The organism is Streptomyces sp. 2-1 (assembly GCF_048564895.1).
GTDB lineage: Bacteria > Actinomycetota > Actinomycetes > Streptomycetales > Streptomycetaceae > Streptomyces > Streptomyces phaeochromogenes.
In genome coordinates, this window is sequence record NZ_CP183383.1 from 5,055,039 (window position 1) to 5,070,293 (window position 15,255).

Consider the following 15,255-nt stretch of genomic DNA (forward strand, 5'->3'; position numbering starts at 1 on the left):
ATCTGCTCCAACCTGATGGTGCGAGACGATGTTCCCGCAGGCCAGGCAGATACCCCCACCATCTGTACGCCGATGGCGAACGTGAGATGCCCGAGCCTTGCGTGTCGCCCCTCCCACTAGGGATGTCTTACCCGTACGCACTGACACTCCATGCCGAACGCACCGGTTCCCTCCGCTATGGGCGAACATCCTTGCGTCGCGGGCCGCTTCGGAGCGCCCACTTTTCGGACACTCTGCGCACGCGCGAAGCCACCCAGCGTAACTCGAACGTCGCTGTGACGGTTGGCCTTGCATGGTCCCCACGGTCCCTTCTCCCCGCCGGCCCCTCGACACGAGCCACCCGAGCCACTCGGGTCACCCGAGCCACGCGAGTCGCGCGGTCCGGCATTGGTACGAGAACGAACTGGGCTGGCCGACCGTGCCCGGCACTCCCGTGGACCTGCCGACGGGGCTGCGTTTCGACGTACTGGACGCACCGGTGGAGGCGGGGTACGCGGCGCTGCGGCATCTGGTGCCGGGCTCTCCGGTGGCCGTGCGGGCGGACCGGATGCGGTTTCTGGTGGCGGCGGGAAGCGCGGACGAACTGCCCGGGCTGCTCGACTGGCTGGAGTGGGGCGCTCTCGCGCTGGACCTCAGGGCGATCGGCGAGGGCGGGCGCATCGAGGCGCCACTGCCGCCCGGCACTCCGGCGACCGGCATTTCGGCACCCGGCACTCCGCGCCCCGCAGGGCCCCCCGTACACATCCCCGCGCATACGTCGCGCGCACCGCACACATCTGTGGAAACCGCTGTGGATACCACCCTGGACAGCTCGCAGGGGGCCGCCGTCTGGCTGCGACCCCCTGAGCCTGGCTGCGAGGTGGAGCCGTCGCTGCCGACACTGTCGGCGCTCGGTGGGGGCGTTGGGGGCGCCCCCGATCTCGTACGACTCGTGGACACGATGGCGACTGAATGCCATCGCATCCGGCTGCGCCGTTCCTGTGCTCAGCCTTTGGCCATGTCGTAGGCCTCTGCTCAGCCGTTGGCCTTCTCGTAAGCCTCACGAATGGACGCCGGAACGCGACCGCGGTCATTGACCTCGTAGCCGTTCTCCTTCGCCCACGCGCGGATCTGCGCGGTGTCCTGGCTGCCACCGGAAGCGGCGCGCGCCTTTCCACGGCTCCCCGAGGCGCGGCCTCCGGTACGACGACCGCCCTTGACGTACGGCTCGAGAAGTCCACGGAGCTTGTCCGCATTGGCAGTCGTGAGATCGATCTCGTACGTCTTGCCGTCCAACGCGAACGTCACGGTCTCGTCCGCCTCGCCGCCGTCGAGGTCGTCGACAAGAAGGACCTGAACCTTCTGTGCCACCGGATTTCCTTTCATCGATATCTTCAGGGACGGGGTCCGCGGCGTCCGCCGCTGTTTCACGTCCCTGTTATATGCACTACTGCAGTACGTCGGAAAGCAAACCGCTTTTGCTGGAAAAACACAAACCCCTGGCAGAGACCGACGGACCCGGGAAGACCGGAAACGTACGCGTTTCGGACATAGGGCCCGCGGGCAAGGGGCTGCGGGCTAGTGGCAGGGGTATGCCACGGGTATTACGGGGTGGCGATCACAGATGCAGAAGCATCCGGCTGTTGCCCAAGGTGTTCGGTTTCACTCGTTCGAGACCGAGGAACTCGGCCACGCCCTCGTCATAGGAACGCAACAGCTCGGCGTAGACATCGGTGTCTACAGGTGTCTCACCGATCTCCACGAAGCCGTGCTTCGCGAAGAAGTCGACTTCGAAGGTCAGGCAGAATACGCGGCGAACACCGAGCCAGCGGGCGGTCTCCAGCAACTTCCCCAGCAACTGATGTCCGACGCCGGCGCCCTTCATCGAGCCGTCCACGGCGAGAGTGCGGACTTCCGCGAGGTCTTCCCACATGACGTGCAGAGCGCCGCAGCCCACGACCTCAGTGGTTGAACCGGTGTCGCGTTCCGCGACCCAGAACTCCTGGATGTCCTCGTAAAGCGTCACCGTCGCTTTGTCGAGCAGGATGCCGCCACGGACGTAGGCGTCGAGGAGACGGCGAACCGCCGGGACATCGCTGGTCCTGGCCCGGCGGACGATGAGGGCTTTAGTGGCGGCTTCGGGCTGCTCTGCTGGCATGAGCGGACGTTATCGCCCGGTCTCGCCCCCAGCGGCGGCGGGGTTCTCGCCGACGGGGTTCTCGACTGCCGGGTTCTCTGCAGCAGGCATCTCGACCGCCGTGTTCTCGGCTGCCGGGTTCTCGACCGCCGCGTTCTCCGCCGTTGCGTTCTCCGCCGTTGCGTTCTCCGCCGTCGGGTTCTGTGGCGCGGGGGTTTCCTCCGGGCCTTGGACCATACGCACGGCATCGCGCAGTGCTTCGCGCTGTTCCGGGGACATCATGCCGAAGAAGGCGACGAGAGCGGCGGCCGGGTTGTCACTCTGGGTCCAGGCTTCGTTCATGAGTGCCGCGGAGTAGGCGGCCCGGGTGGAGACCGCCTCATATCGATAGGCCCGGCCTTCCGCCTCACGACGTACCCAGCCCTTCTGATGGAGATTGTCCAAAACGGTCATCACCGTCGTGTACGCGATGGACCGCTCCTGCTGAAGGTCTTCCAGGACTTCCCGAACGGTCACCGGGCGGTTCCACTTCCACACCCGCGTCATGACCGCGTCTTCGAGTTCTCCCAATGGGCGAGGCACAGCTCAGAACAATAGGGGGAGATGTCGCCAATCACGTGGTGGACGTGGCTTTGGATGACAAACAGCAACAAAAAGGGCGTACGACTCGAAAAGCTGATGAGTCGTACGCCACGGGGTGGACGTCGTTCGGTGCCCGGTGAAGCTCGGTCGGTGAGGCTCAGGCGCCGGTGTCGCGGGAGGCCTGGCGGGTGCTCTCCGCGCGGGCGAGGGCCGCGTCGACGACCGCGTCCTCCTTGGCCTTGTTGGCGCCGCCCTGGGTCTTCACGATCGTCACGATCAGACCGGTGAAGAACACGGCCATCACTACCGGGGGCACGAGCGCGGAGACGTAGTCCATGCCGTCCAGAGTAGCCAGGGGCCGCGGGGCGGGTGAGGGGTGGGGGTGGCGCGGGCCGCCCCCACGGTGCGACTAGACCGCGGCCAGCTGCTGCGGTGCGTTCGCGGGCGGGGCGGCCGGTTTGCGCCTCGGGGGGAAGACCTCGCCGGGGGTGGGGATGGGGCGGTCGCGGCGCGGGGACTGCGGCCTGGGCCGGGGGGCGGCCGGCTTCTCGGCGGGCTTCTCCGCGGGCTTCCTGCCGGGTTCCTCCGTGGCGGCGGCGAGGCCGCCCGGGAGAGCCGTCAGACGGGTGCGCGCACGGCTGCGGGAGGCCGGGACCGCACGGAGGGCGAGACGCAGGCGTACGTCCTGCTCCGCGAGGTCGTGGCAACGGTCGAGCAGGGTCGCCGCGACGGGGTTGCCGCGCAGGGCGCGCAGCGCGGCGAGGTCGTCCGGGACCGGGCGGTAGCCGACCACGAGGGCCTCCTCAAGGAGCGTCAGATAGCCGGCCGCCGTGCCGGGGAGCGCGGCGCGGTAGCGGGCGAGGTCGGCCAGCAGGAAGGCGCGCAGCCGGGCGCCCTCGCGGGCCGCCTCGTCGACTGCCTCCGCCAGGCGGAGGCAGTCCTGCACGTCCTCGGCCGAGGCGGGGCGGGGGTGGAGGGCGAGAGCGAGCGCACGTCGGAGCACTCGCAGCTCCTCCGCACCGAACGCCATGCCGCCGCGGGATCCATAGGGCGTGGGCATGCTCGCGACGATACGCGCTAATCAGACAAAATCCGTAGATCGGGTGCCGTGTGGCGTGGCTTCGCCACGCTGACTTGTCTGAGTGGCTCCGCCGGTCCGGTTGTTGTCCGCGGGTGAGTGGGGGCTTGTCGCGCCCACGGTGGGGGTCCCCCCGCTCGAGCGAAGCCGAGAGTGGGGGAGGAGCCGCACATCGCCACGGCCCCGCGCCCCTTTGGGGCGCCTAGGTGCGGGAGACGTTTCTTTCGTAGACCAGGCGGAGGCCGATCAGCGTCAGCCAGGGTTCGTGTTCGTCGATGACCGAGGACTCTCCCAGGACCATGGGGGCGAGGCCGCCCGTCGCGATCACGGTGACGTCCTCGGGGTCATCGGCGAGTTCGCGGGCCATGCGGTTGACGACGCCGTCGACCTGGCCGGCGAAGCCGTAGATGATGCCCGACTGCATGGCCTCGACGGTGTTCTTGCCGATGACCGTGCGCGGGCGGGCGATCTCGATCTTGCGGAGCTGGGCGCCACGGACACCGAGTGCCTCGACGGAGATCTCGATGCCGGGGGCGATGACACCGCCGGCGTACTCCCCGCGCGCGGAGACCGCGTCGAACGTCGTCGCCGTGCCGAAGTCGACGACGATGGCCGGTCCGCCGTAGAGCTCGACGGCCGCGACCGCGTTGATGATGCGGTCGGCGCCGACCTCCTTGGGGTTGTCCATCAGGATCGGGACGCCCGTCTTGATGCCCGGCTCGACGAGGACGGCGGGTACGTCGCCGTAGTAGCGGCGGGTCACCTCTCGCAGCTCGTGCAGGACCGAGGGGACGGTCGAGCAGATCGCGATGCCGTCGATGCCGTCGCCCAGCTCGTCGCCGAGGAGCGGGTGCATGCCCATCAGGCCCTGGAGGAGTACGGCCAGCTCGTCCGCGGTGCGGCGGGCGTCCGTGGAGATGCGCCAGTGCTCGACGATGTCCTCGCCGTCGAAGAGGCCGAGGACGGTGTGCGTGTTGCCTACGTCGATCGTGAGCAGCATACCTACTCAGCCTCGCTCGTCGTGGACGCGTCGAAGGCCTCGGACGTCTCGGCTGTCTCGGTGTCTTCTCGCAGGTCGAGGCCGATGTCCAGGATGGGCGAGGAGTGCGTGAGTGCGCCCACCGCGAGGAAGTCGACGCCCGTCTTCGCGTACGTCGGGGCGGTGTCCAGGGTGAGGCGGCCCGAGGCCTCCAGGAGCGCACGGCCGCCGACGACGGCCACGGCCTCCTCGCACTCGCCGGGCGTGAAGTTGTCCAGGAGGATCAGGTCGGCGCCCGCGTCCACGACCTCGCGGAGCTGGTCCAGGGTGTCGACCTCGACCTCGATCGGCACGTCCGGGAAGGTCTCCCGTACGGCCTTGAATGCCTGGGAGACGCCGCCCGCGGCGACCACGTGGTTGTCCTTGACGAGGGCCGCGTCCGAGAGGGACATGCGGTGGTTGACGCCGCCGCCCATGCGGACGGCGAACTTCTCCAGGGACCGCAGTCCCGGTGTCGTCTTGCGGGTGTCGCGCACGCGCGTGCCGGTGCCCTCCAGAACGTCCGCCCACGCGCGCGTGGCCGTCGCGATGCCGGACAGACGGCACAGGAGGTTCAGGGCGCTGCGCTCGGCCGTCAGCAGGTCGCGGGTGCGGGTCGTGACGCTCAGGAGCTTCTGGCCGGCCTCGACGCGGTCGCCGTCGTCGACGTGCCGCTCGACCTCGAACTCGTCCGTGCAGACCACGGAGACGACCGCCTCGGCGACCCTGAGGCCCGCGACGACACCGGCCTCGCGGGCGGTGAAGTCGGCGGTGGAGACGGCCTCTTCGGGGATGGTCGCGACGGTGGTCACGTCCACGCCGTGGTCGAGGTCCTCCTCGATGGCCAGATGGGCGATGTCCTCGATCTCTACGGGGTCGAGCCCGGCGTCGGCGAGGAGCTGCGCGAGGGCGGGGTCGAGCCCGCACTCGGCGTACTCCAGGGGATCGACGTCGTACTCCCCTGCGGCGCCGCAGCCGCAGCCGTCGCCGCAGCCACCGCCGGTGAGGAGGGGAAGGTCGGGGGTGCTCACTTCTGTCACTGCTCCTGGGGACGGGACTGCTGTGTCGGGGGGAAGTCTGGGGTGTCGGTGGTGTGTACGGCGAGTGTCCGGTCGGGATTCAGCCGCACGACGATGTGGCGCCGCCAGTTCGTGTCGTCCCGTTCACCTTTGTCCTCGCGCCAGTGGCAGCCGCGGGTCTCCTCGCGGAGCCGGGCGGCGGAGACGAGGACGCGGGCCACGCACAGGAGGTTGGTGGCCTCCCAGGTGTCGACACCGGGCTCGGCCGTCTTGCCGTTCTCGTCGAGGGCGTCGCGGGCGTCGGTGTGCAGTTGCTGGATGCGCTCGGCCGCGGTCTCCAGGGAGGCGGCCGAGCGCAGGACGCCGGCGCCGTCGGTCATGATCCGCTGGATCGCGAAGCGTGCCTCGGGGGCGAGCAGCGGATGGGCGGGCTTCTCCGTCCTCTCCGGCCTCTCCTGGTGGGCGACCGGGGCGGGCACGCGCGCGTGGAGGCTGTTCTCCTCGTGGCCGCCCACGATGTCGGCGGCGATGCGCTCGGCGTAGACCAGGCCCTCCAGGAGGGAGTTGGAGGCGAGCCGGTTGGCGCCGTGGACGCCGGTGCAGGCGACCTCGCCACACGCGTACAGCCCGGGGACGGTCGTACGGCCCCGGGAGTCCGTGCGGACGCCTCCGGAGGCGTAGTGGGCGGCCGGGGCGACGGGGATGGGCTCGTGGACCGGGTCGATGCCGTGGGCGCGGCAGGCGGCGAGGATCGTCGGGAAGCGGTGCTCCCACATGTGGGCGCCGAAGTGCCGGGCGTCCAGGTACATGTGCTCGGCGTCCTGCTCCTGCATGCGCCGCATGATGCCCTTGGCGACGATGTCGCGGGGGGCTAGCTCGGCCAGTTCGTGCTGGCCCAGCATGAAGCGCACGCCGCCCGCGTCGACCAGGTGGGCGCCCTCGCCGCGGACCGCCTCGGAGACCAGCGGCTGCTGGCCCTCGGCGTCCGCGCCGAGGAACAGCACGGTCGGGTGGAACTGCACGAATTCGAGGTCGCTGACCTCGGCGCCGGCGCGCAGCGCGAGCGCCACGCCGTCGCCGGTGGAGACGGAGGGGTTGGTGGTCGCCGAGAAGACCTGGCCCATGCCGCCGGTCGCGAGGACCACGGCGGGCGCGTGGACGGCTCCGACGCCGTCGTGCTGACCCTCTCCCATGACGTGCAGGGTCACGCCCGCGGTGCGTCCCTCGGTGTCCGTGAGGAGGTCCAGGACGAGCGCGTTCTCGACGGTACGCAGGCCACGCGCGCGTACCGCCTCGACGAGGGCGCGGGAGATCTCGGCGCCGGTGGCGTCGCCGCCCGCGTGGGCGATGCGGCGGCGGTGGTGGCCGCCCTCGCGGGTCAGCTCCAGGCCGCCCTCTTCGGACTCGTCGAAGTGGGCGCCGGTCTCGATGAGCCGGCGTACGGCGTCGGGGCCCTCGGTGACGAGGATGCGCACGGCGTCCTCGTCGCACAGGCCCGCGCCCGCCACCAGCGTGTCGTCGAGGTGCTGCTCGGGGGTGTCGCCCTCGCCCAGGGCCGCGGCTATGCCGCCCTGGGCCCAGCGGGTGGAGCCGTCGTCGAGGCGGGCCTTGGTGACGACGACGGTGCGCAGGCCGGCGGCGTCGCAGCGCAGGGCCGCGGTGAGTCCGGCGACTCCGGAGCCGACGACCACGACGTCGGCGGTGAGGGACCAGCCGGGTGCGGGCGCGTGCAGACGTATGCCTGTGCTGGTGCCTGTGCTGGTCACGAGGCGGCTCCGAAGGTCAGAGGAATGTTGTCGATCAGCCGGGTCGTCCCGACCCGGGCGGCGACGGCGAGGACCGCCTCGCCGGTGTGGTCGTCCGGGATCTCGGTGAAGTCGGACGGATCGACCAGTGCGAGGTAGTCGAGCGCGAGCGGCGGGTTGAGGCGGGCCGCGTCGTCGAGGACGAGTCGGGCGGCGGCGCGGACCGCGGCGGGGCCGCCGGGGGCCGCCTTGGCTACGGCGTGCGTGTCGGCCGCGGCGCGGGACTCGCCGATGGCGCTGAGGGCCTCGGCACGCGCGTGCGTGGCGGGCACTTCACGGGCACGCGCGCGCAGCGCCTCCTGGGCGGCGTGCCGGTCGCTGCCCGCGAACAGGGCCTGGGAGAGGGCGAGCGCGGTACGGCGCTCGGTGGCCGACAGATAGCGGTTGCGGCTGGACAGGGCCAGGCCGTCCGCCTCGCGCACCGTCGGGACGCCGACGATCTCCATGCCGAAGTTCAGGTCGCGCACCATGCGGCGGATCAGGGCGAGCTGCTGGGCGTCCTTCTGCCCGAACAGCGCCACGTCGGGGCGGGTGAGGTGCAGCAGCTTGGCGACGACGGTGAGCATGCCGTCGAAGTGCCCGGGTCGCGTCGAGCCCTCCAGGCGCCCGCCCATGGGGCCGGCGCTGATGCGGACCTGGGGTTCGCCGCCGGGGTAGACCTCGTCCACGGAGGGGGCGAACACGACGTCCGCGCCCGCCAGTCCGGCGATCTTGACGTCCGCGTCCAGGGTGCGCGGGTAGCGGTCCAGGTCCTCGCCCGCGCCGAACTGGAGGGGGTTCACGAAGACGGTGACGACGACCTCGCCGTCGCCCGCGATCGCACGGGCGGTGCGGACCAGCGTCGCGTGACCCTCGTGCAGGGCGCCCATGGTCATCACGACGGCACGGCGGCCGGTGCGCACGCGCGCGTGGAGCTCGTCGGCGGTGCGCAGCACGGTGGCGGTCATCGGGTGGCTCCGTTCTCGGCACCTGCGCGCGTCATCGGGCGTCTCCTTCGGGCCCGCCGGGTCCGTTCGCTCCGTCGGGTCCGGTCGGTCCGCCCGGCCCGGCGGTCCCGGACGTCCCGTTGGCGAGTACTCCGAGGAGGTCCTCGGCGAGCTCCGGCTTGAGGAGGCCGTGGGCCAGGGCCCGGTCGGCGGTCGCGCGGGCCATCGCCAGATAGCCGGCGACGGTCTGGGGCGCGTGCTTGCGCAACTCGGCGACGTGCGCGGCGACCGTGCCCGCGTCACCGCGCGCCACCGGTCCCGTGAGGGCCGCGTCGCCCGACCTCAGCGCGTTGTCCAGGGCGGCGCCCAGCAGCGGGCCCAGCATCCGGTCCGGGGCCTCGACGCCCGCCGCGCGCAGCAGCTCCATGGACTCGGCGACCAGCGTCACCAGGTGGTTGGCGCCGAGCGCGAGGGCCGCGTGGTAGAGCGGCCGGGAGGCCTCGGCGATCCACTCGGGCTCGCCGCCCATCTCGATGACCAGGGCCTCGGCAGCCAGGCGCAGCTCCTCGGGCGCGGTGACCCCGAAGGAGCACCCGGCGAGGCGCTGCACGTCCACGGGGGTGCCGGTGAACGTCATCGCGGGGTGCAGCGCGAGCGGCAGCGCACCGGCGCGCAGCATGGGGTCCAGGACCCTGGTGCCGTACCGCCCGGAAGTGTGCACGATGAGCTGTCCCGGCCGTACGGCACCGGTCTCGGCGAGGCCCTCCGCCAGTCCCGGCAGGGCGTCGTCCGGGACGGTCAGGAGCACCAGGTCGGACCGCCCCAGGACCTGCTCGGGGGTCACCAGCGGCACATCGGGCAGCAGCTGTGCCGCGCGTCGCCGGGAGGCGTCGGAGACCCCGGAGGCGGCCACCGGGCGGTGTCCGGCGAGCTGAAGCGACGCGGCCAGGGCGGGGCCCACGCGACCGGTGCCGACCACACCGACGGTGAGCCGCGCGGGGCGGTCCTTGGGGTCTGGCTGGGGGAATGTACTCACTCGACGGCGGCCTTCCGTTCCAGTCCGCTCCGGGTACCGGACGATTTCTCGTCATGTTAACGCGATTGGTCCGAGGGCCGTTTTTTTGTCCACAGGCTGTGGGGAATTCATATGACCGGTCGCCGTGCTGTCCTGCATGATCCGGGCATGGGCGATACGGCGGAGCAAGCGGTGGAACAGGCGGCGGACCAGGCGACTGAGCGAGCGGCGGATCGGGCAGCTGAGCGGGCGGCGGACGGTTCGGCGGAGCCGGCCGCGGAAGAGGCGGAAGAGACGGCCGAGCAGCGGCGCGAGCGGCGCAGGGTCGCCTGGCGAGGGGCGCGGCGGGTGCTGTGGCGGCCCGGTTTCCGCGCCACGGTCGGCGAGCTGCTGGCCCGGCTGACGGACGCGGCGCCGGACGTGTACGACCTGGACAAGCCGGTGGACATGTACGGCGACGGGATCGTCGAGACCCTGGAGGAGCGGGTCGCGGCTCTGCTCGGCAAGGAGGCCGCCGCCTTCTTCCCCTCGGGCACCATGGCCCAGCAGGTCGCACTGCGCTGCTGGGCGGGCCGTACGGGCAATACGACGGTGGCGATGCATCCCCTCTCCCACCCGGAGGTCCACGAACGGCATTCCCTCAGCACGGTCAGCGAACTGCGGACCGTCCATCCGACACGCGAGCCGCGCATGCCCTCCGCCGAGGAGGTGCGCGACCTGGACGAGCCCTTCGGGACGCTCTTCCTCGAACTGCCCCTCCGGGAGGCCGGTTTCGTCCTGCCCTCCTGGGAGGAACTGGTCGCCGTCACGGACGCGGCACGCGAACGCGACGCCGTGGTGCACCTCGACGGGGCCCGCCTGTGGGAGTGCACCACCCGCCTCGGCCACTCCCTGGACGAGATCGCGGACCTCGCGGACAGCGTCTACGTGTCCTTCTACAAGTCGCTCGACGGATTCGGCGGCGCCGCCCTCGCGGGCCCGAAGACGCTCGTCGACGAGGCGAAGGCCTGGCGCCACCGCTACGGAGGGCAGATCCTCCAGCAGTTCCCCACCGCCCTGTCCGCGCTGATCGGCCTGGAGAAGGAGCTGCCCCGGCTCCCGGAGTACGTGGCCCACGCGCGCGTGGTCGCCGCGGCGCTGCGCGAGGGGTTCGCCGGGGCCGGGGTGCCGTGGGCCCGGGTCCACCCCGAGGAACCGCACACCCATCAGTTCCAGGTCTGGCTGCCGTACGACGCCGACGTACTCACCGACGCGGGGACGCTGCAGGCCGAGGAGACGAAGACCGGCCTGTTCCCGCAGGTCTGGGAGCGGGGTGGACCCGGTCTGGCGTTCACCGAGGTCACGGTCGCCGCGCCGGGGCTGGAGTGGACCGCTGAGGACGTCCGCGCGGCGGTCGCCGACTTCGTGGGGCGGCTGCCGCGCTGAGGGACCGGACCGGTGCCTGAAAGGCCGGCGCCTCAGTGCCCGAGCAGCCGCGCCAGCGCCGCCCGTATCCGGCCCCGACCCCGGCCCCGGGCCGGGCGGCCGGTCAGGGCCGCGCGGAACCGGCGGTGGTCGGCCAGTTCGCGCATGGCCTGCCAGTCGTGGGTGCCGGGGGCCGGCGGGGTCGGGTCGCCGTGCTGCCGGGCGCGGTAGGTGTCCAGGAGGTACTGCTGGGTGATGCTCATGGCGGATCGCCTCTTCGGGACTGGGTACGGACGTGGACTCCGTGGGCCCCGCGGTTGCCCCGGTCAGTGACCCCAGCTTGCGCGCGCCCTGCCGGGGCGTCGCGTCGATTGACCGGCGTCGTCAATCGACGGCCGCGTTGTCGGTGGCGGGGTGCACCATGAGGTCATGAGCGTGACCATCGACATTTCCGGGCTCCGCAGGGAGCGGGTGGCCGTCGTGCCCTCGCCCCTCGCCGAGCTCTGCATGGCGCTGCACGCGCTGGCCGAGCCGGGCCACCATCCCGGGCTGCAGGGCTGGGCGACCGGAGTGACCGCGCGCCTCGACCCGCATCTGGCGGACCGGATGTGCGAGGCCGACTTCCTGTGGCGGACGACGTTCTCGGACCTGTTCCTGCCGTATGCGGGGGTGGGCGGCGGCACCGCGCTCCCCGGCGCCACCCTGGCCGAGGACCTGGACCTGCTCGACAAACTGACGGACGACCAGTTCGTGGACGCGGCCCTCGAATTCACCTGCGCGCTGCCGTACGACGCGCAGGGCGCGGGCGCGCTCACCAATGCCGGGGCCCGTCGGCGCGCGCTGGAGCTGGCCGCCGCGCGCGGACCCCGTCCGGCGGAGTTCACCGCTCGGCTGCTGGAGGACCCGCCCAGGATCCGCGCCTGGCTGCGCCAGTTCCTGGAGGACTGCGACGAGGCCTTCTTCGCCGAGACCTGGTCCCGGCTGCGCCACCAGCTCGCCGCGGACGCCCGCCACAAGACGGACCTGCTCAGACGCAAGGGCCTGACCGAGGCGCTGGCCTCGGTGTCGCCCGCGGTGACGCTGGACGAGGCGGCCGGCCGCGTCACCGTCGACAAGCTGGGCAACGGCCACACCACGGTCCGGGACAGCAGTCTGCTGCTGGTGCCGACGAGCCTCGGCTGGCCCCACCTCATGGTGCTGCACCGGTACGGCTGGCAGCCGGTGCTGCACTACCCGGTCGGCTCCCCCGAGCCGGCGGCCCCGCCCTCCGTCGAGCAGCTCACCCTGCGGATGACGGCCCTGTCCCACCCGGTGCGGATGCGCCTGTGCCGCAGTCTGGCCCGCAGCGCCTTCACCACGAGCGAGCTGGCCCAGACGCACGGCATGACGGCGCCCGAGATATCCCGACACCTGAGCGTCCTGAAGAGGGCGGGCCTGCTCACCACCCGCCGCCGCGGACGGTACGTCCTGCACCAGCTGGACGTCACGATGGTGGCCCGCCTGGGCAGCGACTTCCTGGAGGGCATCCTGCGCTGAACCGCCTTTTCCATTGGCGGCCCAGTTGGCGGCTCAGTTGGCGGCTCAGCTGGCGGCTCAGTCGAAGCGGATGTGCCTGGCGCTCGTCCAGGACCGCCGCAGCCAACCCCTCATCGCCCCGTCCTTGTTCGGCGTGAGGGTCAGGCCCGCGAGGACGGCGATGCGGTCCGCCGTCCTGGCGACCGTCGTGTGGTCGGTCCACAGGTGCTCAGCGAACTCCGGTTCGCGCAGCCGCTCCAGGCAGTGGTCGAGCTGCTCGACGGCCCAACTCTCCCTGCGCAACGGGGCGTCCTTGCCGACGACGTACCGAAGGAGATGGCCGAACCCGCGCTCGCGCAGCCGCTTCAGGACGGTCTCGCGCTCGGCGAGGAGCGTGAAGTGGCGTACGTCGTGGCCCTTTTCGCGCAGCAGACCCACGGTCTCGTCGAAGTAGCCGAGGTCGGTGACCGTCATGGGCGCGATGACGACTCCGTCGTGCTTGGTGAGGGCGAGGTCGAGCACCTCGACCACGCCCTGCCTCCAGGACGCCAAGTCCTGGAAGTTGCCGCGCAGTTCGGGCGGCAGCATGCGGCGCAGACCGAAGCCGGCGTGCTCGGGATCGCAGACGACACTGCCGGGCAGCCGCCGCCGGATCTCGTACGCCGTCTGTGTCTTGCCGCCCCCGAAAGGGCCGTTGATCCACAGAAGCATGCGCAGACCCTAGTGGCCGCCGATCACGCCCCGGTCACGCGCGCCCCAGCCCGGCCCGGACGGTGGTCAGCCCTGTCCCCCGCTCCCGCCCCCGGCCCGCACCAGACCGGTCTCGTACGCGAGGACAACGACCTGGACGCGGTCGCGCAGGCCCAGCTTCGTGAGGATGCGGCCCACATGGGTCTTGACCGTCGCCTCGGAGAGGACGAGCCGGGCCGCGATCTCGCCGTTCGACAGGCCCTGCGCGACCAGGATCATCACCTCGCGCTCGCGCCCGGTGAGCCGCTCCAGCTCCTTGTGCTGGGGCTCCTTGCCGGCGTTCGGCAGCATCGGCGCGAACCGGTCGAGCAGACGCCGGGTGGTGGAGGGCGCGACCACCGCGTCCCCGCTGTGCACGGAGCGGATCGCGGCGAGGAGTTCGCCCGGCGGCACGTCCTTGAGCATGAAGCCGGAGGCGCCGGCCTTGAGCCCGGAGAAGGCGTACTCGTCGAGGTCGAAGGTGGTCAGGATCAGCACCTTCGGCGGATTCTCGTCCTGACAGATGCGGCGGGTGGTCTCCACGCCGTCCAGCTTCGGCATACGTACGTCCATGAGCACCACGTCGACCTCGGTCGCGCGCAGCACCTGGAGGGCCTCGACGCCGTCGCCCGCCTCCGCCACGACCTCCATGTCCGGCTGGGCGGCGAGCACCATCCGGAACCCGGTGCGCAGCAGCACCTGGTCGTCGACGAGCATCACGCGGATCGGCATGGGAAGGTCCTCCGGTCGGTTCGTGGAGCTGAAGCGTGCACGTGTCAGTGGGCCGGCTTGAGGGGAAGCAGGGCGCTGATGCGAAAACCGCCGCCGGGCCGCGGTCCGGCGTCCAGGGTGCCGCCGACCATACCGACGCGCTCGCGCATCCCGATCAGGCCGTGGCCCCGGCCGTCGGCGCCGCCCTCCTCGTACAGCTCGTGCGGGGCGCCCTTGCCGTCGTCCTCGACGAGCAGGCCGAGGCCGTCGTCGAAGTAGACCAGGCGCACGCTCGCCCCCGTGTTCGGCCCCCCGTGCTTACGGGTGTTGGTGAGGGCCTCCTGCACGATGCGGTACGCCGTGAGCTCGACGCCGCTGGGCAGGGGGCGCGGGGTCCCCTCGATCTTGAAGTCGACGGGGAGGCCGGAGCTGCGGCACTGCTCCACGAGGTCGTCGAGCTGCTCCACGTCCGGCTGCGGCACGTACTCGCCGGACTCCTGGTGTTCGCCGGTGCGCAGTACGCCGAGGAGGCGGCGCATCTCGGCGAGGGCCTGGCGGCCCGTTCCGGAGATGGTCTCCAGGGCCTTCTTGGCCTGGTCGGGAGCGGAGTCGAGGACGTACGCCGCGCCGTCGGCCTGGACCACCATCACCGAGACGTTGTGCGCGACCACGTCGTGCAGCTCGCGGGCGATCCGGGCGCGCTCGGCGGCGACGGCGACCTTGGCCTGCGCCTCGCGCTCCTTCTCCAGACGGGCGGCCCGCTCCTCCAGCTGCGCGAAGTAGGCGCGGCGGGTGCGCAGCGAATCGCCGAGCACCCACGCGAGCGCGAACGGGACCATCTGGAAGACGACTATCGCCACATGGCCCGCGCCGCTCGTGTTCCCGTCCGGCCAGCGCAGCTGCGAGAGGGGCGCCGCCAGCAGACCGGCGGTCAGGGCGAGCCGGGAGGCCCAGCGCGTGCCGTTCGACGCGACGGTGTAGGTGATCACCAGCAGCGCGAAGTCGGCCGGCACCACCGACACGTCCAGTGCCAGCTGTGCCACGCCCACGGCGACGGCCAGCAGCAGCATCTTCTCGGGCAGGCGCCTGCGCAGCGCGATCACCAGGCAGAGGAGCAGGGTGACCGGGATGACGACGGCCGGGAGGTCGGTCCCGGCAGCCTCCTGGTTCGCGGTTCCGCCCACGACAGAGATCCCGAGGAGGAAGACGGCCCAGAAGCCGTCGACCCACATCGGGTGCCTGCGGAGAAAGTCATAGAGGCGCTGCACGTAACCCAGCGTAGGGAAGCGTGCTGTGTGCAGGGGTCAACCGGAGGGTCGATCCGTAACCGGTGCTCG

General features: G+C 71.6%; 17 protein-coding genes. 3 read left to right on the forward strand and 14 right to left on the reverse strand.

Features of this window, described 5'->3' with window-relative positions:
• Window positions 1-292: 292 nt before the first annotated feature.
• Window positions 293-1,006 carry an SCO3374 family protein gene (locus ACN20J_RS22215; protein ID WP_419666604.1) on the forward strand — a complete coding sequence of 238 codons (714 nt, stop codon included), beginning with the start codon at window positions 293-295 and terminating at the stop codon, window positions 1,004-1,006.
• A gap of 8 nt (window positions 1,007-1,014) precedes the next feature.
• Here ACN20J_RS22215 and ACN20J_RS22220 read toward each other — a convergent pair whose 3' ends face one another.
• The 10 genes from ACN20J_RS22220 to ACN20J_RS22265 all read right to left on the reverse strand — a co-directional run bounded on the left by ACN20J_RS22220 (window position 1,015) and on the right by ACN20J_RS22265 (window position 9,580).
• Window positions 1,015-1,350, reverse strand: a complete 336-nt coding sequence (locus tag ACN20J_RS22220) for a histone-like nucleoid-structuring protein Lsr2 (protein WP_055618215.1) — start codon at window positions 1,348-1,350, stop codon at window positions 1,015-1,017.
• 247 nt (window positions 1,351-1,597) lie between these two features.
• Window positions 1,598-2,137: an amino-acid N-acetyltransferase gene (locus ACN20J_RS22225; RefSeq protein WP_419666605.1), complete on the reverse strand. Its 540-nt coding sequence runs from the start codon at window positions 2,135-2,137 to the stop codon at window positions 1,598-1,600.
• A 9-nt stretch (window positions 2,138-2,146) separates the two neighbouring features.
• Window positions 2,147-2,662 carry a BlaI/MecI/CopY family transcriptional regulator gene (locus ACN20J_RS22230; RefSeq protein WP_419668926.1) on the reverse strand — a complete coding sequence of 172 codons (516 nt, stop codon included), beginning with the start codon at window positions 2,660-2,662 and terminating at the stop codon, window positions 2,147-2,149.
• A gap of 193 nt (window positions 2,663-2,855) precedes the next feature.
• The gene (locus ACN20J_RS22235) at window positions 2,856-3,035 is read right to left on the reverse strand and encodes a hypothetical protein (RefSeq protein WP_189843148.1); all 180 of its coding nucleotides are present in this window, start codon (window positions 3,033-3,035) and stop codon (window positions 2,856-2,858) included.
• A 72-nt stretch (window positions 3,036-3,107) separates the two neighbouring features.
• Window positions 3,108-3,728, reverse strand: coding sequence for a hypothetical protein (locus ACN20J_RS22240; protein WP_189843312.1), 621 nt, complete (start codon window positions 3,726-3,728; stop codon window positions 3,108-3,110).
• Between the two features lie 250 nt (window positions 3,729-3,978).
• Window positions 3,979-4,776, reverse strand: a complete 798-nt coding sequence (locus tag ACN20J_RS22245) for a type III pantothenate kinase (protein ID WP_189843149.1) — start codon at window positions 4,774-4,776, stop codon at window positions 3,979-3,981.
• Window positions 4,777-4,778: 2 nt separating this feature from the next.
• Window positions 4,779-5,825, reverse strand: coding sequence for a carboxylating nicotinate-nucleotide diphosphorylase (gene nadC / locus ACN20J_RS22250; protein WP_419666606.1), 1,047 nt, complete (start codon window positions 5,823-5,825; stop codon window positions 4,779-4,781).
• 5 nt (window positions 5,826-5,830) lie between these two features.
• Window positions 5,831-7,579, reverse strand: coding sequence for an L-aspartate oxidase (locus tag ACN20J_RS22255; RefSeq protein WP_419666607.1), 1,749 nt, complete (start codon window positions 7,577-7,579; stop codon window positions 5,831-5,833).
• Window positions 7,576-8,565, reverse strand: a complete 990-nt coding sequence (gene panC / locus ACN20J_RS22260) for a pantoate--beta-alanine ligase (protein ID WP_190230644.1) — start codon at window positions 8,563-8,565, stop codon at window positions 7,576-7,578. The genes ACN20J_RS22255 and panC overlap by 4 nt, the downstream gene beginning before the upstream one ends.
• Window positions 8,566-8,596: 31 nt before the next feature.
• Entirely contained in the window at window positions 8,597-9,580 is a 984-nt protein-coding gene (locus tag ACN20J_RS22265) for a Rossmann-like and DUF2520 domain-containing protein (protein WP_189843153.1), read from the reverse strand.
• Window positions 9,581-9,727: 147 nt separating this feature from the next.
• Between ACN20J_RS22265 and ACN20J_RS22270 the strand changes: the two genes are divergently transcribed.
• The gene (locus ACN20J_RS22270; RefSeq protein ID WP_419666608.1) at window positions 9,728-10,984 is read left to right on the forward strand and encodes a threonine aldolase family protein; all 1,257 of its coding nucleotides are present in this window, start codon (window positions 9,728-9,730) and stop codon (window positions 10,982-10,984) included.
• Between the two features lie 32 nt (window positions 10,985-11,016).
• On the opposite strand, the gene ACN20J_RS22275 is transcribed toward ACN20J_RS22270, so the two are convergent.
• Window positions 11,017-11,226, reverse strand: coding sequence for a hypothetical protein (locus tag ACN20J_RS22275; RefSeq protein ID WP_419666609.1), 210 nt, complete (start codon window positions 11,224-11,226; stop codon window positions 11,017-11,019).
• Window positions 11,227-11,392: 166 nt separating this feature from the next.
• Here ACN20J_RS22275 and ACN20J_RS22280 point away from each other — a divergent pair, with 166 nt between their 5' ends.
• The gene (locus ACN20J_RS22280; RefSeq protein WP_419666610.1) at window positions 11,393-12,499 is read left to right on the forward strand and encodes a DUF5937 family protein; all 1,107 of its coding nucleotides are present in this window, start codon (window positions 11,393-11,395) and stop codon (window positions 12,497-12,499) included.
• A 57-nt stretch (window positions 12,500-12,556) separates the two neighbouring features.
• Here ACN20J_RS22280 and ACN20J_RS22285 read toward each other — a convergent pair whose 3' ends face one another.
• From ACN20J_RS22285 to ACN20J_RS22295, 3 genes are all read right to left on the reverse strand, one after another.
• Window positions 12,557-13,189 (reverse strand): AAA family ATPase, encoded by a 633-nt coding sequence (locus tag ACN20J_RS22285; protein WP_419666611.1) that lies wholly within the window; start codon window positions 13,187-13,189, stop codon window positions 12,557-12,559.
• Between the two features lie 66 nt (window positions 13,190-13,255).
• Entirely contained in the window at window positions 13,256-13,939 is a 684-nt protein-coding gene (locus tag ACN20J_RS22290) for a response regulator transcription factor (protein ID WP_359852902.1), read from the reverse strand.
• Between the two features lie 44 nt (window positions 13,940-13,983).
• Complete coding sequence (locus ACN20J_RS22295; RefSeq protein ID WP_362299706.1) at window positions 13,984-15,186, reverse strand: sensor histidine kinase; 1,203 nt, start codon at window positions 15,184-15,186, stop codon at window positions 13,984-13,986.
• Between the last annotated feature and the right edge of the window lie 69 nt (window positions 15,187-15,255).